The organism is Ignavibacteria bacterium (assembly GCA_013177855.1).
Lineage (GTDB): Bacteria > Bacteroidota > Ignavibacteria > Ch128b > Ch128b > Ch128b.
Genome location: JABLYA010000006.1, coordinates 1 through 20,834 on the forward strand (window position 1 = coordinate 1; position 20,834 = coordinate 20,834).

Below are 20,834 nucleotides of genomic sequence, written 5' to 3' on the forward strand. Positions count from 1 at the left end.
TGAAGCTTTTCGCAATGGTAATCTGGGCATTATGGATTACTATCGAATAAAAAATATACAAGCCGACACCAATATGCGCGATTCTTTATCAAAAGGAAATAATATTGATTCAAAATAATTTTTTTTTTAATTTAAAAAATTCCTATATTTGTGCCCGCGTTTGGAGAGGTGGGTGAGTGGCTGAAACCAACAGTTTGCTAAACTGTCGTACTGGGTAACCGGTAATGGTGATGATATAAATGGTGATGGTTCTCTTTCATCACCTTTTGCTACAATTAATAAAGCTGAGGAATCAATTACTACACATGTTTACTCCAATACTGTTGACTTTGTACAAGGTCAAGATTGGGTAATTGATTCAGTAAATATTAATAATGTCAAAGTAGGTGATTTAGTAGGAAGTCCTTATTTACCTCCTTTTTGCAGAGTAAGAGATATAGATGTTCAAAATAATAAAATTTATTTTACAAAACCTGCCACTGATACTGCTAGTTTTAAAATAAAATACTGCAGGTATAGTTTAATATATGTATTTCCTGGAAAATATAATGTAAACATACTAACTAAAGAAGGAATAAACTATTATTTTGAAGATGGATGTGAAATCATTTTGAATAGTGATCAATCTGGTATGTTTTATTATTATGAAGATGTTAGTTATGCAGCAGTTTATCCAGCTAATATTTATGGTAAAGGTAACTTTTTTGTAAATCATTATGCTAGTTTCTATTATATTAATCATCCTAGTGGAGGTGATACACGAATATATAATGAAATGACTATTGAGTTCAATCATATATATAGTTATTATCTTGGAATTTTTGTTAATTATGCTGCGTCTTTTTCATTGATAGGGAAAAGTATTTATACCGTACTTAGTTACTCAATTTATGACCAAAGAGGAGTATTCACCTTCATCAATATAAATAAGATTTATAGTAAAACTGCTGCTATAGCTTTTGCTACATATGGTTCAACGAATTGTACTATAATATCTTCAGAAATCGTTTCAGAAACAGGAATAGCAGTAAATTCATGCTACGACCGTATTACTTTATTATGTCCTAGGGTAGTAGGTTTTACATACGGTTTATCAGTTTATCATAGCGAAATTAACTGTAGTGGTTACGTTAATACGCTTTACAGCTATAGTGGTGATGTTAAAATATCTAGATGTGACCAATTTGTTTTAAATCAGGGTTCTATTTTACATCTTAATGGAGGGGTTGATTATCATTTCCCACCTTCTGAAGTAAATGATTATTCATATTTATTCTTTAAAGGTGTTTATGATAGTGGAGCATTAGTATTAAAAGGTGTATACTCAAAGTCAAAGATTGATATCATGTATGTACAAGGCAATATAAAAGTATATGACGGTGTACATGATATTAAAACCTCAATTACTTATGGAAATTCTTTAGATATATATGGTGGTGAAGTTAATTATAATCTTAAAATTAAATGTATAGATAATAATCCGCTTTCTCCTGATATTATAGCTGGTAATTGGTATGGATTAATAAATTATTATGGAGGTAAAATAAGATTATCAGCTGATGTTGACACAAATAAATATATATTCATGAGGTTTTTCAATTTACCTAGTTCACCGAGTGATGTAATATTTGACAATCTGTTAGTTAGAAATCATGGAAATCCTATTTTTAGTGGTGTTTTTAATGACGTTATTCATGTAACTTCTATAGGCAATTGCTTAAGTGACGTTAATACTGGTGAAGCTACAAGTCCTAGATTAGAGAAATTTAAAGTAACTGTAATAAATATCACTGAAACTGCTGGCATAATAATTCAAAATGGGTCAACAAGTAATCAAATTAACAGTACTGTAACTACGAGCTTAGCAGATAGAGCTCTTGATTTCGTGACTCAAATAAATAATTTAAATGAAACTTACTATGCTTATCAAGATAATCCTGGTATAGACGAATATTTTTATGTTGAATCAACTGACATTAATTATAGAGCTGTAGTCACTTGGATTACTACTTCTCAATTAACATCTCAAATATTAATGTTATACTTCAAAGGCATTAATATTGATGCTACAATTTTTAATCCTATGTAATATGATAACAGTATGTAACGTAAGTATAATAGAAAATAACTTTATTATAGGTTGGAAATCTACAGAAACCTATGAAAAGATAAAACCATATTATGGTGATACTTATAGAATAGTTGAAAATTTATCTGATTTTAGTCAAGATGAATTAGACGTAGTTAATAATATTAAATTTTTAGTTTCTGACCAATCATATAAACAAATTACTATAATGGTTGATGTTAATTTAGTACTTTTTAATTATGACGACATAACAAAAAATACAATGAAACAAAATGTAGATTTAACTAATATAGTTAATTTATGTTTGAATAAAATAAATGATTATATAATAAAAATGCAATAAATTAAATAAAAGAAAAAACTTTATAATATGAAACACATAAAGACACAACAAGAATTTAACGAATCAAATAACTTTGATGTTAAAGATAAAAAAATAAATATATCAGATATTATAAATCGTTTATTATTACTACAAAGAGTTGATATAGATACATTATATAATGGTGAATTTATTGAAAAAGATGAGCGTATAGAAGAAGATGGTCAATATGTTAGGAGTGAAGATTTAGATAAACTTATATCTGAATTGAAACAACTTCTCTAAATGACTTAATAACAACTTCAAACAATTTCATTGAATGTTAAAGTGTCAACAATTTTAAAAAAAAGTAGGTTATAAACAATTTATTAATGAGTCTAACTTAATGTATGTTGTTGCAAAAAGGTAATAATGTTAAAGAAAGTAAAAAAAATTCACGATACAACTGAAGTTATTCCAAAAGTTTCATATCCTATTTCTACATATTAAATTATAATTTTCAAATCTATTATATTATTTGGTTTTATATTATCATAAGTATAACAACCTTTTGAATGAGGATCTTTATATAATTTTTCTATATCTTTTGTATTTATTTGAAATATACAATAATCTAATTTTTCTTTATCGTTTAACAGATCATTTTTTCTTAAACTTTTTGCAGTATTAATAGAATTATTTAAGCTAAAATCAAAATATATTCTATCAGGGTAATTATTTTCTCTATTGTTTGATTTTGGTGATAATCCATTTTTTAATATTTTTGATTTTTTTCTTAATGGTGTTGTATGGTATAAAACTTTTGGTATTTTTAAAACTTTATCATATTTTGCATCAAAGAAAAATTCTACATATGTTTTTTATTTTTTATCAGATTATTTAATTTTGTTTCAATATCTTCTGTATTAGAATCGCTTGGCATATTAAATATATTCGACATATTTTTTTGATTCCATACTTTAATTATAATTGGATAATATCCCAAATTATTTATTATATCGAACCAATAATCTAAAAATTTTATACTAGGTATACTATCAAAAAATATAGAAAATGTATTATTAATATAATCTACATCAATTTTATATGATGGTGAATTAACCATCTCATGTTCTATAATTTTAATACTTTTTTTCAAGTCGTGAGTCTTTATTAAACCCTCATCTATTCTTATTAAAAAATTTTTATAATTAATCATATTTTATATATTAAATGTCTTTTTATAAACATTCCTTATTGCGTTTATACCACTTTCGTTTATTTCTCTAGTTCCTATACCTGCAAAATTTTCTGTCAATTTGGGAGTGACACAAACTTCAAATTTTGTATCATTCCAGAAATACCATTTTTCTTTTTCTTGGTCAAATACATAGACAGGTTTACCACAATCTATCGACATTTGTACAGCCCAGCCTGTTCCACCATCCACTTTATTGCCTTTAATAATACCAATAGCATAGACAGCATCTGCATTTTTAACTTGACACCAGTTTCTTGCCAATAAGTGCATATATTTTTCAATATTATGCCTTTTTAAAGTCTTGTTTGCTAATAATATTTTTTGAACACCTTCATTATAATCTTCTTCAGATATTTCGTGTTCTGGTAGTGATTTTGGGTTCGGTTTTTTATACCAATAATGAATGTGGTTTAAAACACCAAATTCTCTGCCTATTTCATCCCATTTAGTATCAGAACCTATTGCACCTCCAGTATGATTTGTATATGTCATTTTAATATTCTTTTTAATTTGTTTTGTCTTATAGTATTTAGATATTCTTTTGTTGTAATTTTCCAATAATCATTTTTGGTAATATATTTTTTATTACCATTTGCCCACATAAATTCTGTAATATCATCACTCGGATTCGTCCGAAGTTTATGATATTTTTCTAATGATTCTAAGTCCCAAACATAATATGGTTTGAATTGTCTTGGTTTTTCTTTATATTCTTCATATGTTTCAGCATAAATCCAGCACCAACCGTGGTCATAATACTTCATTAACACTAAATCATCTTCCAAAGTTTCTACCTATCATAATTCATTATTATTACTTCTTGTGATTTTTTTATATTCTTCTTTCTTGCAACAATCTCATAGTTATAATCTAATATCTTATATCTATAACCATCATTAATTAAATCGTCTATTAATTTACTTCTTTTTCCGTTTTTATGTTCACCTAACACACCAGATAACATAAATGAAGAACCATTCTTATCCAATTCTTTTATGTAGTTGTAAAGTAAAACATCATCACTTCTTTTCCAATATGAATTATAACCTGCTTCCGTTTCTGTGTAAGGTGGATCAATGTAAACCATTGAAGGTTTTGTAATTTTTATTTCATTAAAATGTTTTGATACAAATATTATTTTGTCTTTATACGGTCTAACATATTTTGTAAATTCGTCTATTTTTTTCTGTGTACTATCATTAAATGTTCTTTTACCAAATGTTTGATTATATAATAATTTTTGTGAAAAACGCATCATATTGTTAGTTGAACTTAACATTAATGCCCATAATTTTTCTGGTGTTTTTTCTTTATTGAAAGATTCACGTAATTCTAAAAATTTTTCTTTGTCTTCTTTACCAGGACATATTTGTTTTGTCTTTTCTATTATATTATCTGATTCTAACAGAGATTTATGAATTTCTATTAATTCTAATATAATATCATTGGCTAAAATTTTATCATATTTTTCTAAAACATTTGCGCCAACAACGAAGGAACCAGTGAATAAATCTACGAAATACTTCTTGGTATAATCCATTTCTGGTAATATCTGTTCAAGTAATTTGAATTTTGAACCAGTATAATTATAGGGTGTATTGATGTATTTCATATTTGCTTATAGATTTTATTTTTATTTTTGTTTTTTAATATATACTTAAAAATAAAGTTGTATTATGAAAATTAAAAAATTTGAAGAATTAAATGAAGCAATTGGTACTATATCATTACTTAAATTTAGATTATATGATAGAACTTACGGACCTGAAGCAAATAAAGCAACACTATCTGTTTATTTAAGACCTGATAATACATTAGGATATTCATATTATGGTGGTTGGCAAGGTTCTGGTATTGGTTTCGCAATATCTAATTTACAGTTAAAAAAGTCTTTACCGTCTTCTGCTAAAAAGTTTAAAAATGTGAAAGAATTGCAAAAAGAAATCGAAAGTATATTAGCAACTGGTGTTGGTTCACATTGGATTAAAGAAGTTGAAGAATTAAATGAATTACCATCTGCACAAAAAGAAAAGACTTATGGTGGTTTAGAAGGAAGAAACAATATAATAGCTAAAATAAAATATTTATCAAATATAGATCATGTTGGTTCTGCTGATGATATGCAGGATGCCTTAGAAGAGATTTATGATTTATTAGATAAACATTTTCCAGATATTGAAGAGGAGGCATAATTATGAAAAATATTTTAAATTTTCAAAGTTTTAACGAAAAGAAAAAATTTTCAGAAAAAGAAATAGATAATATTCTTGACAAAATGAATAAGGGTAAATCTTTAACAAGAGAAGAAGAATTTATACTTAGAAATCCTGATGGCAAAAAGGAGGATTTTAAAAAGACTTTAGATTATAAAGATACATTAATTGAAGATATTATATCTAAAGTAGAAAGATATGGTAGTTACATTACTATAAGAGATATGGAAGCTGATTCTTCACCTGTATATAAATATGGAGATCAAGAAATTCATTTGATTGAGAGAATTACATCATCTGATGTTGAGGTTGTTATCTATGGTGGATATAAATATGAAAGTGAATTAGGATCTTATGATGTTAAATATGATGAATTAACCATTGAAACACTTGAAGAAATAAATGATTTGTTAGATCAAGCAATAGAAAATAATTTATTGGAGGAGGATATATAATGAAATATATTAAAAAAATAAACGAATTATTTTTAGGTGGAGATAAAGAGCTAATTTATTATGAAACTAGCAAATATTTTAATCCAACTACAATTGAAACATCTGATCCAGATGCCATCAGTATAAAACATCAACCAGATGAAATTGGAAAACCTGATATTTTGAAACAAAAGGAATTAATTTTGAAAGCATCAAAAATTATTGGTAAAAAACTTTCAACATACGAAAAAGATAGAAAGATTGTTACAAAAGAAATATCAGATTTTATTGAAGCAAATATCGATAATAAAGAATTAAGTAAAGAAATAGATAAATTAATTGATATAAATAAAATACTTAAGGAATCTAAAAAATGTAATTTATATATATTCGATGGTCTTGAAAAAACTAATACATTTACAAAATAATTTAATAAAAAGTAAAATTCTTTAAAAAAGAAAATTAAATACAATGGAAAAATTTACAAAAATTAAAAAATTACAAGAAATACAATTACAAAAAGAAAAAAATTCCATCATTTATGACGGTTATATAAAAGTCATAAAACAAGATGATTGGGAATTTATTGATGAAAAAGATTGTGTTGTTTGTCTTGTATATATTCAAGATGAAGGTTATGTTCTAATGCGTAGTGAACCTATACCACCTTGGCAATACAAATATAGAAATAATATTCAAAAACTTTCTGGTAAGTTTTTAACTCTTGTTTCTGGTACTATTGAGGAAGGCGAAACACCTCATCAAACATTAAGACGAGAATTATATGAAGAGGCGGGTATTGTTTTAAATGAATTTTATCAATTTGAAATTGAAGGACCATTTTTTCAAACAAAAAGTAGCTCAGTACAATATTATCTTTGTCTATTAGTTCTTAATTATAATGATTATAAAATTGTTACAGCTCCTGGTGATGGTTCAAAAACTGAACAATTATCTAAAACTATAAAAATAAATATTGCTGATTTAGATCATATAAAAATTAATGATTTAATAAGTAAATACCTTATTAATAAATTAAAAACAGATTTTAACATATAAAAATAATTGTAAAACAATGATTAAAAATTGGGATGAATTCATAAACAAAAAAGAAATTTGTGGCGAAAATAAAAAACTAAAAGAAAATATATTGAATGAACAACATAAAGAAAAAGAGAAATTAACAAATAATTTTTATTATCTAACATTTTATATAGTCAATTTGCATACAGATTCATATATTGAAAGAATATACGAAGGTATTAATAAAGAAGATGCATATTATTATGCTAAAAAAGCAAAACCATTAACAAAATATTATAATACAATTGTTGAAATATGTAGTTATACAAACAAATATATATATGTTAATAATTATGAAGATGTAGATAATTATCCTATCAATAATTATTATGACGATCCAAAATATTATAAATTAATTGAAGATAATGAAGATAACAAATCATGTGAATATTATACAATAGATGGTTCTGAAAAATCAGCCGAAAAATTAATGAATGATGTATTAGAGTGGTTATATAAAGAATATGGAAGAAGAAAATCTAAATATGCAAGTATATATCTAGATGAAGATAAAACAATAAAGCTTCAAATAAGGGTTGCTGATCATTCAGAAAATCCATTAAATAAAGGTAGATATACATTATCAGATTATTATCTAAGTATTGTAATTGCTAATAAAAATGAAACAAAAAATCGTTATCATTCAAAAACTGAGTTATATTATACGGGCGATGATACACTTGATGATATTAAAAACGATGTTATAAATTATATTGAAAATTTAAAATATAAAGAAAATTTAATTTAAACAAAAGCATATTTTTTATATTTCATAAAATAAAAAATTGCATTTTTAATTGTGTAAATTTATAATATTTCTACAATTACTTCTGGATAAATATAAAATGTTTTTTCTTTTGGTTCATAAGGGATTTTATTTAAAATATATTTTATTACATTTAATTTAGCAATTCTCTTTTCATTAGAATCAACTACTACCCAAGGACAATTTTTAGTTGATGTTTTCTGAAACATTTGCTCTTTATATTTTGTGAATAAATCCCATTTAGTCATAGTCTTTTCATCATTTGGACTAAATTTCCAATATTTCAGAGGATTATTCTGTCTCATTTTGAATCTTAATTTTTGAGTGTCTTGATCAATAGAAAACCAAAATTTTATAATATAATAACCTTCTTCTAATAAACTATTTTCAAATGGAACTACCTCTTTCATAAAATTTTTATATTCTTCTTCTGAACAATAACCCATGACAGGATCATTAACAGCTCTATTATACCAAGAACGGTCATATAATGTCATATGTCCTGGTGCTGGTAATTTTAATTTATATCTTGAAAACCAATCTTTTTTTTCTTCTTCTGTTGGAATACCAAATGTTGCAATATGACAATATTTAGGATCTAAGAATTCCGTAATAGTTTTAATTACTGAACCTTTACCTGCAGCATCACGTCCTTCAAAAATAATAACTAATTTATTTTTTGATGTTTTTAACCATTCTTGAAGTCTTAATAATTCAATCTGTAAAGGTCTTAATTCATTAATAAAGTCTTTTTTACCAACCTTTAATAATCTTTCAGATTTTAATTTTTTCAATTCATCAAACTCTTCATCATTTTCAAATTTATTAGATTTATCTTTAAAATATAATTTTATTCTTTTAGGTAATGTTTTAATGTATGAATCAATATATTTCTCTATTCTTGCGTCAGTTATTTTAGGATTTATAGTAAGATTGTGCAAACCTCTGATGAATGAGTCTAAGTTTAATTCATATATTGCATCTCTATCAAGAACTTTTTCGAAATTGTCTAATATCCTTTTAATATCATTCTTTTTTAATTTCTTATTAACTAAAACATCTTCTTTAACATTTAAAATGATTTTTTTTATTTTTTCTTCTAATTTCTTAGGATCTTTAAACATATTTTTAACTAAATCCAAAATAGATTCATTAATTGTAAATACTTTGAAGTTCTTCTCTATTGCCATAGTTATTCTAATTCATTTTTTCTTATTTTTAGTTTTTTTGTTGTAGTAACTTTCATAACACCTTCAATAGCAAATCCTTTTCTATAACCTCTGTTTTCTTTATTTTTAACAAAATAAACTTTACCTTGTGAAACAAAAGTTTTTTCTATACCATCAATTGTTTCATCCTCAGACATATGTAATTCTTTTTCATCTTTTGCAATATAAATAGCGAAATTTGAAAATCCAAATTTATTAAATTTCCACATACAATCCCATTTTTTTGCTTCACTTCTTTTGTTTGTTATATAGATGTAAGCATCCGCTTGAGATGAATCTTTAACTTCAATTAGAATTAGATTTGCATCTTCTGGAGAAGTCATTTCAATCATTATTTGAGAAAAACAACAATTAAATAACATTAAAAACAATATAGTTACTAACAATTTCATACCATATATATAAAATTGTTTCAATAATTTTTTAATATTTAAAAAAAAAGTTTTAATAAATAAAAAAGTCGTTGCACTTGCACTCAACCTAACGGTATGAGCTAGATGCAACGACTTCACGTTGTTTAACCAAAAAATTATATTTACATTAACCTATGTCATTTTTCTCTTATACTTTAAGAGTCAAAAAAGTTTGCTTTTGTTTTACAAAGATAGGATGAATTTAGATGAAGTATATTTACATGCCATTTTTAAGTAAGAATTTGTTAGAAATTCCTTTGAAGGAAAGTCTACCATTGTATTTTGATACGAAATCAGTAGAAACGAATACAATACCTTCTCTTTCAGTCTTTGGGTTAAGAGCAGACTTACCTTCTACGAAAGCAAGTAGACCATCAACTGTATCTGGAAGTTCAACAACTCCAAGAACTGGAACTGTTAAAAGACCCATTTCTCCAATCATATTAATGAAAACTTCGTAATCAAAGAATTCAAATGCATCAATATTGAAAGCACGGAAGAACCTAACTGTGTGTCCTTTTAGACCGTATTTATTACCTTGAATACCTTCTCCAATAAGTTCTCCCTGAATGTTGAAGTTGGTAATACCATTCCTTTTAGCGTATTCTCTCATTTTTTCTTCAATTTTAAGATCACGAGCAACTTTCCAGAATGTATTGTCTTCTGTTTCAATAAGTTCAAGATTACGAGAACAAACACCAAATACATTATCTTTAAGGAAGTAAGTTGTGGAAGAACCATCAAGTTTTTCAGTAGCAAAGTATTTGTGAGTTTTAAGTTCATCGTATTTATCTACGAGATTCTGAATTCTTTCTTCATCAGTCTTAATAGAGTGAGAAGGAAAGTAACCTTTTGCGGTTCGTATTTAGTCACTCCAAGAATATCAGTAACATCAAGACCTTCTTCGATTGTGACTCCAGTAGGAAGCACAGAAAGAGGGAATACAATACCCTGCGAGACCTGTCCTCTTAGTCTAAGAGTTTTGATACGGAAATTGACTTTTCTAAGAAATTCAAATTCTTCTTTTTCAGGAAGAACAGAGTCAATTTCACAGTAAACGCAAAAATCACCAATTTTGAATTCATTCTTCTTGGTTACAACTTTCCAACCACGGATAGTTACAACTTCAATAGCGTCAGCACCTTCAATCGGTGCAACGTTTTCAACCTTAGCAATTGTAGCGAGTTTTCTAAATTCTTTATTTTCCATCATTTGTGACATTTTTAAGTTTAACAATAATTTTTTGAATCTTGTCACCACCACTCAGTTTTTTTACTGAACTGAGAAACATATATAAAAGTACTATTTTTATTCAAAATAAAAAAATATTCTTTTATCAATATAATAGTCATCAGGTGTTTATCCAATAATAGCAGTTGTCATCATTCTTTTCCAAATAAAAAATCAACAATACTTTTATATACATTATCCAAATGTATGTTGGACATAACCGTAAACAAACCTCTTAAAAATAGACCATTGCATCGATTATATTTTACTGGTGGAAAAATCAACCACCAAATGTTTCCATTACGTAATCTTTAGATATTGTGTTATCATTATCATAAGGATTTTGCTTTTTATTATAATTGCTTAATTTGACACCAAACCAAGTCAATAGCCAAATTATTAAATAATATGATAAAATATAGAATTCTGCTTAGTTTTTCACTTCTTTCCCTTTTCACCCTTTGTTCTGGTGTTTCTGTGGCAATCATGTATTCTCTTTTTACTTTTTTGAATTTATTTATATTACTAAACAGTTTAAAAGTATTTAATATACATACATATAATTACAAAAAAAGATAGTACAAGTATTGATACTGAGTGATCAAATTTTGTACCTTTACCAACAACAAAAATATAATATAGTATTGAAAGTATAATATCAGCAATAATTGAAAACAATATATACTTTTTATTGTTATTAATTGAATTGGACAGATTATCTAAATCATTCTTAATATCATAAACTCTTCTTCTATTTTTCATAACTATTTTTCCTTAATTGGTTCAACAAGTTTTCCACATTCAATATTTTTAAATATTTTATTTCTTGAATATATTGTATATGTTTCAAAACCATAATAGTTGTAATAAATAACTTTATAAAATATAGCATCATTGTCTATTTCATCAAAATCAACTTTTTCTGTAAAATATAATCTTTGACCATCAATTTCAACATATACTGTTGTTCGTGATTTTAAAACTGTATCTGGTTTTAATTGTTCCACAACCATAGTATCACAATTAGATGATGCATGATAGCCAAATCCGAATGCACCAACAATAACTAAACCAACAAAACCAAGAATTAAAAATAATATTTTCCAACCTTCATCTTTAAAAATGAAACCAAAAATTGTAATTATAATTGCAACAACTGCCAAAATTCCTAATGTAAGTAAACTCATAATTTTCTATTTTTTAATGTTAATTATATTCATTACCATACTTATTGATAAGATTCAATATGTATTTAGAATGTTCTATATTCTTTTCATTTGCATAACCAATGGACATGTGCAAACCCCAATAAGGTCTACCAAGACCAAGTTCTTGTCTGATAGAATGTAAAAGTTTTCTTTCTTCTTCTGGTACAACCAACCACCAGTGTTCTGCATTAGAACGAGCATCAACACTTAATGATATTTCTATTTCTTTACCATCCCACTTGTTCTTTACACTATTCCAAATAACTTCTGCTTCACTTTCAGAACAATTAAGACCTCTCCTAATATCATTTACACTATCATTAATGAATGACACATGAGCACCACGCAACGGTTTATTGAGTTTAAGATTATATCTTTTCTCTATAAACCAAGCATATAACTCACTTATCTCACCATCAATCATAACCAAAGCCATTCTTTTCCAGTCAGCTTGATTAAGATGTTTCTTAGTCTTATTGTCTGGATCAAAACGAATTATACCTTTATATGTGATGATATTTTTTATAGTGCAAATATACAAAAATTTTTAAAATAAAAAAAAAAGACCAGAAAATCTGGTCTCTCTTTAGATTGTGTATAGTAAAGTGGGTGTGTTCTTGTGAACATCTATCTTGATTCCCAGCTTACTAAGTTCGTTGTTAAATTCCTTCAAATTGAAAGGATTACTGATAAGATGTAAACCACTCCTAGTTGGAATTTCAGCCAAAATCTTATAATCTTCCTTCTTTATCTTAGAATGAAGTTCATTGATAATTCTAATAATTTCATTCTTGTAAGGAAGTTCGTTAGTATCAATATCAACAATCCATCTCTTATTTTCTTCAGAACTATGTTGTCCGCAAACAGTTACATAAACATTCTTGACTGCCTTGAATTGCTTCTGAATAATAAGATCAGCAACCTTCTTCATAACAAACATAGCAACACGTTCAACATCAAGCTTATTAACATTAATATAAGCACGAGCATTGTTCTTTTCACAGATTTCGATAATTCTGTTTTCATACTTTTCAAGATCCTCAATAGAGTAGATGTAAAAATTATCAATAACTCTAACACCATTTTCCATTTCAGGATTTTCCTTACGCCTCTTCAAAATCTGAATGAAATAGAAAGTATTCTTGTTATCAAAGTCAAGTAATTCCTTAATCTTATTGAAATTATTAGTCATAGTACTGTTTTTAAAAATTAAACCTTCATTTTTAATTTATACAAAGATACAGCAAAATAACGATGTAAAAAAATTTTTATTAAAAAATTTCTTTCATTTATGAAACTTATATTTTAATATATAATGATAAAATATAAATAAATATAATATGGCAACTCCGTTATACAAGTCTATGAAGTCAAGGGGAACAAGTTTTTATGCGTTCCCTTCTGCCGCAGAGGATATGAACTTGGCTTTCTCAAATGACAATTATAAATTAAATTTTACAAAATTTGTATTATTAAATATACCAACACAAGAAATTGTAATATCTACTGGTGTAGATAGAGATCAAACAAAAGGGGTGATGAATTTCGATAAAGATGAAAATGGTCCAAGATTTTTTAATTTTCAACCAGGTGCAAATAATGATTTACCAACAACCTTTGCTGATCAACTTATTGAATCATTAAGAAACTATGTTGCCAACTATGATTCAACATTAAGAGAAAGTAGAATTAATTCAAATACAGACTTTTATAACATTAATGAAAGAGTGACACCTTCAGAAATGATATTTTGGAAATGGTGTAGAAAATTGAATCTTATAGATTTAGAACCAGCATTACATAAAATAGATTGGGATAAGAACTTATCTGATTTTGATAATGAAAATGGTACAAATTATGATTATTTTCAAAAATATTTATGGAAAGAAAGAGATGTCAATTATTATGGTTGTACTTTAACACAATATACAGGCAATCATCCAATTCTTACTATAACTGGTAATGCTAAATTTAAAGAAGGTGATTATGTTTATTTATCAGGAACAACAGGTTCATTAACAGCAGAAACAGTTGCTTATGAAATTACAAATGTTATTTATACAACAGCTGATACATCATTAGTATTAAATGTTAATAATTATACAGATAGTTCAACATATAATTGTATTGTTTATTTAAAATATAATAGATTAATAGAATATATCGGTGAAATACAAGCTGTTAGTAAAATACAAACAAGTAAAAGAAATTTTACTGAAGTTACGGCTCAAATACCTCACCATGTCGGTAAAACTCCTACTGTTTTATTTAGTATTGAAACAAACACAAATTATTATCCAGGTCTTGAAATGCCTATATTACCTATTGAACAACAAGAAGAAATTGTTGGTGCAGAAAATACTAACTCACCAATTCGTTTAAGACCACAAGATTATCCAGGCACTTACTTTGGATATTTTGATACAGAAGATAAAACTTACAAATGTGAATCTGGTGACAAATTAAGATATAAAGGTGATTATTATGGTATTCTATTATCAAATAACATTGGTACAGACGCTGAAAATTATTTTGAAAAACTTCGTGATTTTAATTCAAATAATATTGATGGTTTAAAAATTGATTTTAATAGAGAACATTATCTTAAAATGAACCTACCAGACTATCAAATTTCCAATTTTGATGAATTTAATGCTGCAAACTTTGATGGACCACCAGAAGATTTTAATTTTAATGCTATTCTTTGGTACTATGAAATTGATGATGGTTCAGGCAACGTAGTAAATAATCTTTACGGTATTGAATTTTTAAACAATCCTAATGACGATGAAGATAACTGTGATGTAAATAATAGAAGAATTACACCATATAGAAAACTTGTTAGTAATGGAAATCAAGATGGTGTAAGTTATACATTTTCATTAAATATTAATTTTAATATTGATAATGATGTATTACCTTTAACATACGATCCTACAACAATTTATAATATGTTTGGTTTTGATTTATACCAAAATATATTAAATACGAATGCCAAACTTCAAGATAACTTTACTTATATGATTTCATCTTTCACATGGATGAATGAAGAATTATTTGAACTTAGAAGTTTAATTTATTCTCAAACAGATATAGATACAATCAAATCACAAATTGAAAATCTTAACAATTTATTGGAATTATATTCTACTTTCCAATTCCAAGATTCAGATACAACTACAATAGAAACGGACTTCTCTGGTACGTATCCTACGCTTAAAGTTAATGTTACTAACACAAAATATTCTGATATTCAAGATATAAATATTAGTAATGTTTTAAATTACAATATTACTAATAGTGGTTTAAGTTATGTTGTACCTGTACCTTTATCAAATCAATTATTATTGAATATTTATAATGATAATAACATTGTCGAAGATACAGCAACAATAGTATTAAATAGAGATATGGCTTATAAACAAGCCATGGACATTTATATTATGCCAAATATGTCTGAATTACCAGAACATCTGAAAATTAATATAATGTATAATGATGGTTTAGGTTCAACAACAGAACAAACTTTATTAAGTGGCATAACATTACCTATTGATTTATCTGATTATGATTCATTGAATCCAACCGCATCAACATATATGAATTCATATTACACGAATGAAAATGTTTTTACATACGGCCAATCTATATTAACAGGTTTAACAAATTTAAAAATATATTTAATGGAAGATTTATTTACAGTTGGTGATTATGTTTACATTAATAATTTTTATCTACAAAGCGGTAATACTATAACAGATTTTAGTGGTATTTATTTCATCACAGGTCACACATCAGGTGATAATTGGGGTAATGGTGCAGATATAACAATAAATTTACCAAGTACAAACTGGTCTTTAAAATCAAAACCAAAAATTTCTTATTATAAAGGTTTAAAAATTAATATTTTAAGAGTTTCATCTTCTACAACATCATCTATTGAAGATAGGTATAAAATCACAAAAGAATTATTATAATGGAAATTACAATTAAAAATATTGAAAAATCAATAAAGAAAATATTAGGTGATTCTGATATTTTGAATTCTGATTCAGTATATGAACATATTGATGGTTCTGATAATTTAAAATTAGTTATTTTTATAAATAAAATGTTTGGCGAAAATACGATTTTATATACAAAACTTATTTTTAAAGTCAATAATGGTAAAACAAAACTAATAAATAATTCATTTTTATATCTTTATGATATAAATTGTCAATATGTTAATGTTGATTTTTCAGATATTAATGACTTTGAAAAGAAACTTAAAAGTATATTTCACAATAATAAATTTGGTCCAGATTTAAAAATACTATCAGATTTTATTGAAAAACCTGCATTTTTAATAAACGATTGGTTTAAAAAAAATCATATAAATGAAATAAATGTTTCTAATGTAAAATATGAACCAAAAGCATATATAATACCTTGTAAATCATTATTTTTTCCGTTTATAATAAGTGCTAATAATATTGATATACCATTTAGTATAAAAAAAGAACATTCTGAATATATGTTAAGTTTTCAGATAAATAGCGAAACTATAAACGTTGAATTAAATAATTTAAAAAATTTGATTCAAAACATAGGAATAACAATAAAAAATAAACTTAAATAATGGCAACAAAAAACAGATTTTTTGAATTTATTGAATTGAAATATGATGATTTAACTTCACAGATTAATAATTGGTTGAAAAATCTTTATGGACGTTCTGCTATAAATTTAAATTCTGCATCACCATATGGACAAATTATAAATGTTGTTAAAGAATTGTTTCAACATAATATACTTTATCTTAAAAATTCGGTAAAAATTTTAGATATAGAAACAACTCAAAATAAAAAAATTGCACAACAAACAGCTCGTATATCTGGTTATAATATTTGTAGGTCAATATCTGCTTCAGGTACATTGAAATTTAAACTTAAACCAGGTATTGATATTGCAACAAGTATAAAAGATTCTGTTGTTATTATTCAAAATGGTTTAGTTATAAAAAATAAAACCAATTCGTTAAAATATGTTGTCAATCTTAATGTTGAAAAGAATATATTTCCTATTACAAATGCTATGAATTATTTCTTTATTCCAATTATACAAGGTGTTTATGAAACACAAAGATTTACTGGGACTGGAAGGAAAAATCAATCATTTAGTGTAAATGTACCTAGCAACAGACAAGTAGAAAATTTTAATTATAAAATAAGCATAAATGGCACTCCATTAAATATTAAAGATAGTATCTGGGACATGTTGCCAAATGAATATGCTTGTGTTGTTAAGAGTGGTTTCAATGGCGGTATAGACATATATTTTGGTACAGGTCAATATGGAATAGTTCCAGCCAACGGCGCTTCAATAGAAGTTAAATACTTATTATCAGATGGTGTTGATGGTGAAATATTGAATCCTATTTCAAATGATTGGAAAATAGAAGGTGATATAACAGATGGTCAAGGTAATATATTAAATATAAGTAATTTATTTGATATATTTGTTGAAACAGATATAAATTTTGCATCAAATGGTGAATCATTAGCATTTATAAAAACAGCTATACCTTATGTTTCAAGAAACTTCGTATTGGCTACTCCTAATCAATTTATTTTTCATTTAAAGAGATTGAATATGTTTTCAAAAGTTAATGCTTTTAATAAATTAGAAGATAATAATTTTAGTGTTAATGAAGCTATGATTGAAAGTAGTATAAAAAAAATAAATCAAGACATTAATCAAAATAAGAGTAGATCACAAATATTGGCAGATTTAGCAAATTTTAATAATTTATATGCACAATACAAGAATAATATGAATGATAATGAAATTTATTTATATTTAATTCCTGATATTAAAAAATATTTTAATAATGAAATTAATTATTTCAATATTCCTTTTGATGCATTTTATTTAGATTCTGATGAACAAAACAAAATATTACAATATCTAAGACAACTTGGTACTATGTCTATTACAACCGATATTAAAATAATTCAACCAGTTATATCAAGATATGTAATGCACGTTTATATAAGAAGATTTGACTACGCAAATGAAGATAATATAAGACAAGAAATTATTGCTAAAACATCTGATTATTTCTTATCAAATGAAAGATTTGATAGGATACCTAAATCTGATTTTATAAAATTGTTTAAAGAAATTGACGGTGTGGATTCAGTTTCAATTTATTTTGTTTGTAAAAAGAATGAAGATTATCATCGAAAAGCTTCAGATTTAGGTTATGTAAAACCAGCGCCTCAATCAAAATATCAAATAGGCCAAATATCACAAACATTTGAAAGAGCAAAAATAAAAGATAAAGTTCAACCTATTTTACAACAGAGTTTTAAAGTTGTTAATGGTATTGCAAAATCAAATAGTGCTTATAATCAAGATATCTCACTTGGAATTGATAATGTACACGGTGATATTATTTGCGATAAGAATGAATACGCTATTATTAGAGGCGGTTGGAGAGATAGAAAAGGTATATGGTATAATGAAGGTACAGATAGTGATTCACTAAATAGTATAAACGTAATATTTAATGGTGTTACTCAAAAATAATATAATTAATATGATAGAAAGAAATAAACATATAAACCAACTTTGGTATATAAAACATAGAAATGATCAATTAAAACATACTGGTTTTGATTATGAAAATAATTTATTGAAGAAACTTCTTAGTTCTCAAATGTTTGGAAATCCTAATACAGCTCAATTTTTATCATATTTACAAGGTTTATTGGTTTGGCAAATAGAAGCAACATTAGTCGTTAGAAATTTTTGGAATTATACAGTTGATAAATATTACAATAAACACAATAATTAGAAAAATTACCAACTATTATTTTATATATAATTATAAAATGAACAAACTTTTTATTTTATATGATAATAACCACAGTTGTTCATGTAAAAATTCAAGGACCAAATATAAAACATTATAGACAATTAGGATATGATGTGAAAGTTGGTGAAATTTTAACAATTCCTATAGAACATTTAAGTAAAAAATCACATCAGAAAATTAAAATAAAATGTGATGTTTGTGGAATAGAAAAAGAAACTTTTTATTTCGCATATACCAAATATTTAGAAAAATCACCAGATAATAAATATCGTTGTAATAAATGTAACATAGCATTGAGAGAAAAAACCTGTTTAGAAAAATATGGTGTTAAAAATTCAATTCAATCAGAAGAAATAAAAGAAAAAAGAACTCGATTGTTTTTAGAAAAATATGGTGTAAAACATTATAATAAATTAGATATTTTTAAAGAAAAACGAAAAAATACTAATTTAGAAAAATATGGTGTTGAATCACCTATGAAAGACGAAACAATTAAAAGTAAACAATTAAAAACAACATTTGATAAATTTGGTGTAAAATGTTCATTGCAAAATGAAAATGTTAAAATTAAAACATTAAAAACAATGAATGATAAATATGGTGTTGATTATTCGATGCAAAATACTGAAATTAAAAAAAAGATTTTAACAAAAAGATTAGAAACAATAATAAAAAAAATTCAAGAAAAAAATAAACACATACTAAAAATATCAAATAATATATATACTATTAAATGTGATTTATGTAATAAAACATACGAAATTAGTTCTCATATGTACTGTCAAAGACGAATACAAAACACAGTACAATGTACAATATGCAATCCAATAGGTAATAAATTTTCTGGTAAAGAAAATTTATTACTAAATTTTATAAAAGAAAATTATAATGGTGAAATTATATTAAATTGTAGAAATATTATATCTCCATATGAATTAGATATTTATTTATCTAATTTAAATTTAGCTTTTGAATTTAATGGTTTATATTGGCATAGTGAATTATATAAAGATAAAAATTATCATATAAATAAAACAGATTTATGTCAAGAAAAAGGAATTCAATTAATTCACATTTGGGAAGATGATTGGAATTTTAAACAAGATATAGTTAAATCAATGATTCTAAATAAATTAGGTAAAACACCAAATAAAATTTATGCTAGAAAGTGTAAAATCAAAGAAATAAATGATAATAAATTAGTTAGAAAATTTTTGGACGAAAATCATATACAAGGACATATTGGATCTAGTGTAAAAATAGGTTTGTTTTATAATGATGAATTAGTGTCTTTAATGACTTTTGGTAAAAAACGAGTTTTTATGAATTCAGTTTCAAAAGAAGATGAGTGGGAACTTTTAAGATTTTGTAATAAATTAAATACTAATGTTATAGGTGCTGCAAGTAAATTATTTAAATATTTTACTAAAAATTTTACATTTACAGAAATAACTACATATGCAGATAGAAGTCATTCTAATGGTAAATTGTATGAAACAATTGGCTTAAAATTTATAAGTAAAACAAATCCAAACTATTATTATGTAATAGACGGTATAAGAAAACATAGATTTGGGTTTAGGAAAAATGTTTTAGTTGATAAAGGTTATGATAAAAATAAATCTGAACATGAAATTATGTTAGAAAGAGAAATAAATAGAATTTATGATTCAGGATCACTTAAATATATATTTCAAAAATTTTAGACTTTATTTCATAAATATATAATAAAAAAATAAAGGTTT

23 protein-coding genes and 1 pseudogene are annotated in these 20,834 nt (G+C 25.3%); 14 read left to right on the forward strand and 10 right to left on the reverse strand.

All coding sequences use genetic code 11. The features are described 5' to 3' along the window. The 4 genes from HPY57_13780 to HPY57_13795 form a co-directional block, all read left to right on the forward strand. A partial coding sequence (locus HPY57_13780; GenBank protein NPV12837.1) for a UPF0365 family protein occupies nucleotides 1-118 on the forward strand: 118 nt, incomplete at its 5' end. A gap of 492 nt (nucleotides 119-610) precedes the next feature. Next, a complete protein-coding gene (locus tag HPY57_13785; protein NPV12838.1) occupies nucleotides 611-2,089 on the forward strand; it encodes a hypothetical protein in 1,479 nt (492 codons plus the stop codon). 1 nt (nucleotide 2,090) lies between these two features. After that, nucleotides 2,091-2,432 (forward strand): hypothetical protein, encoded by a 342-nt coding sequence (locus HPY57_13790; GenBank protein ID NPV12839.1) that lies wholly within the window; start codon nucleotides 2,091-2,093, stop codon nucleotides 2,430-2,432. Between the two features lie 27 nt (nucleotides 2,433-2,459). Further along, nucleotides 2,460-2,696, forward strand: a complete 237-nt coding sequence (locus tag HPY57_13795) for a hypothetical protein (GenBank protein ID NPV12840.1) — start codon at nucleotides 2,460-2,462, stop codon at nucleotides 2,694-2,696. Nucleotides 2,697-3,258: 562 nt separating this feature from the next. On the opposite strand, the gene HPY57_13800 is transcribed toward HPY57_13795, so the two are convergent. The 4 genes from HPY57_13800 to HPY57_13815 are packed head-to-tail and all read right to left on the reverse strand — an operon-like array spanning nucleotide 3,259 to nucleotide 5,263. Continuing rightward, nucleotides 3,259-3,609 carry a hypothetical protein gene (locus HPY57_13800; protein NPV12841.1) on the reverse strand — a complete coding sequence of 117 codons (351 nt, stop codon included), beginning with the start codon at nucleotides 3,607-3,609 and terminating at the stop codon, nucleotides 3,259-3,261. 3 nt (nucleotides 3,610-3,612) lie between these two features. After that, the gene (locus HPY57_13805; protein NPV12842.1) at nucleotides 3,613-4,143 is read right to left on the reverse strand and encodes a hypothetical protein; all 531 of its coding nucleotides are present in this window, start codon (nucleotides 4,141-4,143) and stop codon (nucleotides 3,613-3,615) included. Beyond that, nucleotides 4,140-4,415, reverse strand: coding sequence for a hypothetical protein (locus tag HPY57_13810; protein NPV12843.1), 276 nt, complete (start codon nucleotides 4,413-4,415; stop codon nucleotides 4,140-4,142). The genes HPY57_13805 and HPY57_13810 overlap by 4 nt, the downstream gene beginning before the upstream one ends. Before the next feature lie 26 nt (nucleotides 4,416-4,441). After that, a complete protein-coding gene (locus tag HPY57_13815) occupies nucleotides 4,442-5,263 on the reverse strand; it encodes a hypothetical protein (GenBank protein NPV12844.1) in 822 nt (273 codons plus the stop codon). Between the two features lie 64 nt (nucleotides 5,264-5,327). Here HPY57_13815 and HPY57_13820 point away from each other — a divergent pair, with 64 nt between their 5' ends. From HPY57_13820 to HPY57_13840, 5 genes are all read left to right on the forward strand, one after another. Beyond that, nucleotides 5,328-5,843 carry a hypothetical protein gene (locus tag HPY57_13820; GenBank protein NPV12845.1) on the forward strand — a complete coding sequence of 172 codons (516 nt, stop codon included), beginning with the start codon at nucleotides 5,328-5,330 and terminating at the stop codon, nucleotides 5,841-5,843. Nucleotides 5,844-5,845: 2 nt separating this feature from the next. Then, complete coding sequence (locus tag HPY57_13825; GenBank protein NPV12846.1) at nucleotides 5,846-6,319, forward strand: hypothetical protein; 474 nt, start codon at nucleotides 5,846-5,848, stop codon at nucleotides 6,317-6,319. Continuing rightward, nucleotides 6,319-6,726, forward strand: coding sequence for a hypothetical protein (locus HPY57_13830; protein NPV12847.1), 408 nt, complete (start codon nucleotides 6,319-6,321; stop codon nucleotides 6,724-6,726). The genes HPY57_13825 and HPY57_13830 overlap by 1 nt, the downstream gene beginning before the upstream one ends. A 217-nt stretch (nucleotides 6,727-6,943) precedes the next feature. Continuing rightward, nucleotides 6,944-7,357 (forward strand): NUDIX hydrolase, encoded by a 414-nt coding sequence (locus HPY57_13835; protein ID NPV12848.1) that lies wholly within the window; start codon nucleotides 6,944-6,946, stop codon nucleotides 7,355-7,357. A 16-nt stretch (nucleotides 7,358-7,373) separates the two neighbouring features. Next, nucleotides 7,374-8,129: a hypothetical protein gene (locus HPY57_13840; protein ID NPV12849.1), complete on the forward strand. Its 756-nt coding sequence runs from the start codon at nucleotides 7,374-7,376 to the stop codon at nucleotides 8,127-8,129. Nucleotides 8,130-8,188: 59 nt separating this feature from the next. Here HPY57_13840 and HPY57_13845 read toward each other — a convergent pair whose 3' ends face one another. The 6 genes and pseudogenes from HPY57_13845 to HPY57_13870 form a co-directional block, all read right to left on the reverse strand. Then, nucleotides 8,189-9,337, reverse strand: a complete 1,149-nt coding sequence (locus tag HPY57_13845; protein NPV12850.1) for a hypothetical protein — start codon at nucleotides 9,335-9,337, stop codon at nucleotides 8,189-8,191. A 2-nt stretch (nucleotides 9,338-9,339) separates the two neighbouring features. Beyond that, nucleotides 9,340-9,768: a hypothetical protein gene (locus tag HPY57_13850; protein ID NPV12851.1), complete on the reverse strand. Its 429-nt coding sequence runs from the start codon at nucleotides 9,766-9,768 to the stop codon at nucleotides 9,340-9,342. Nucleotides 9,769-10,006: 238 nt separating this feature from the next. Further along, a pseudogene (locus tag HPY57_13855) lies at nucleotides 10,007-10,998 on the reverse strand (RNA ligase (ATP)). A 785-nt stretch (nucleotides 10,999-11,783) separates the two neighbouring features. Continuing rightward, on the reverse strand, nucleotides 11,784-12,206 hold the full coding sequence (locus HPY57_13860; GenBank protein NPV12852.1) for a hypothetical protein: 423 nt from the start codon (nucleotides 12,204-12,206) through the stop codon (nucleotides 11,784-11,786). Nucleotides 12,207-12,225: 19 nt separating this feature from the next. Next, complete coding sequence (locus tag HPY57_13865) at nucleotides 12,226-12,768, reverse strand: hypothetical protein (GenBank protein NPV12853.1); 543 nt, start codon at nucleotides 12,766-12,768, stop codon at nucleotides 12,226-12,228. Between the two features lie 45 nt (nucleotides 12,769-12,813). After that, on the reverse strand, nucleotides 12,814-13,419 hold the full coding sequence (locus HPY57_13870) for a hypothetical protein (GenBank protein ID NPV12854.1): 606 nt from the start codon (nucleotides 13,417-13,419) through the stop codon (nucleotides 12,814-12,816). Nucleotides 13,420-13,567: 148 nt separating this feature from the next. Between HPY57_13870 and HPY57_13875 the strand changes: the two genes are divergently transcribed. From HPY57_13875 to HPY57_13895, 5 genes are read left to right on the forward strand one after another with little or no spacing between them, the layout of a single operon-like run. Beyond that, complete coding sequence (locus tag HPY57_13875; GenBank protein NPV12855.1) at nucleotides 13,568-16,204, forward strand: hypothetical protein; 2,637 nt, start codon at nucleotides 13,568-13,570, stop codon at nucleotides 16,202-16,204. Then, a complete protein-coding gene (locus HPY57_13880; protein ID NPV12856.1) occupies nucleotides 16,204-16,848 on the forward strand; it encodes a hypothetical protein in 645 nt (214 codons plus the stop codon). Before HPY57_13875 ends, HPY57_13880 begins: the two co-directional genes overlap by 1 nt. Beyond that, nucleotides 16,848-18,800: a hypothetical protein gene (locus tag HPY57_13885; GenBank protein ID NPV12857.1), complete on the forward strand. Its 1,953-nt coding sequence runs from the start codon at nucleotides 16,848-16,850 to the stop codon at nucleotides 18,798-18,800. The genes HPY57_13880 and HPY57_13885 overlap by 1 nt, the downstream gene beginning before the upstream one ends. Before the next feature lie 10 nt (nucleotides 18,801-18,810). Further along, on the forward strand, nucleotides 18,811-19,068 hold the full coding sequence (locus HPY57_13890; protein ID NPV12858.1) for a hypothetical protein: 258 nt from the start codon (nucleotides 18,811-18,813) through the stop codon (nucleotides 19,066-19,068). A 59-nt stretch (nucleotides 19,069-19,127) separates the two neighbouring features. After that, nucleotides 19,128-20,795: a hypothetical protein gene (locus HPY57_13895; protein ID NPV12859.1), complete on the forward strand. Its 1,668-nt coding sequence runs from the start codon at nucleotides 19,128-19,130 to the stop codon at nucleotides 20,793-20,795. The last annotated feature ends 39 nt before the right edge of the window (nucleotides 20,796-20,834 follow it).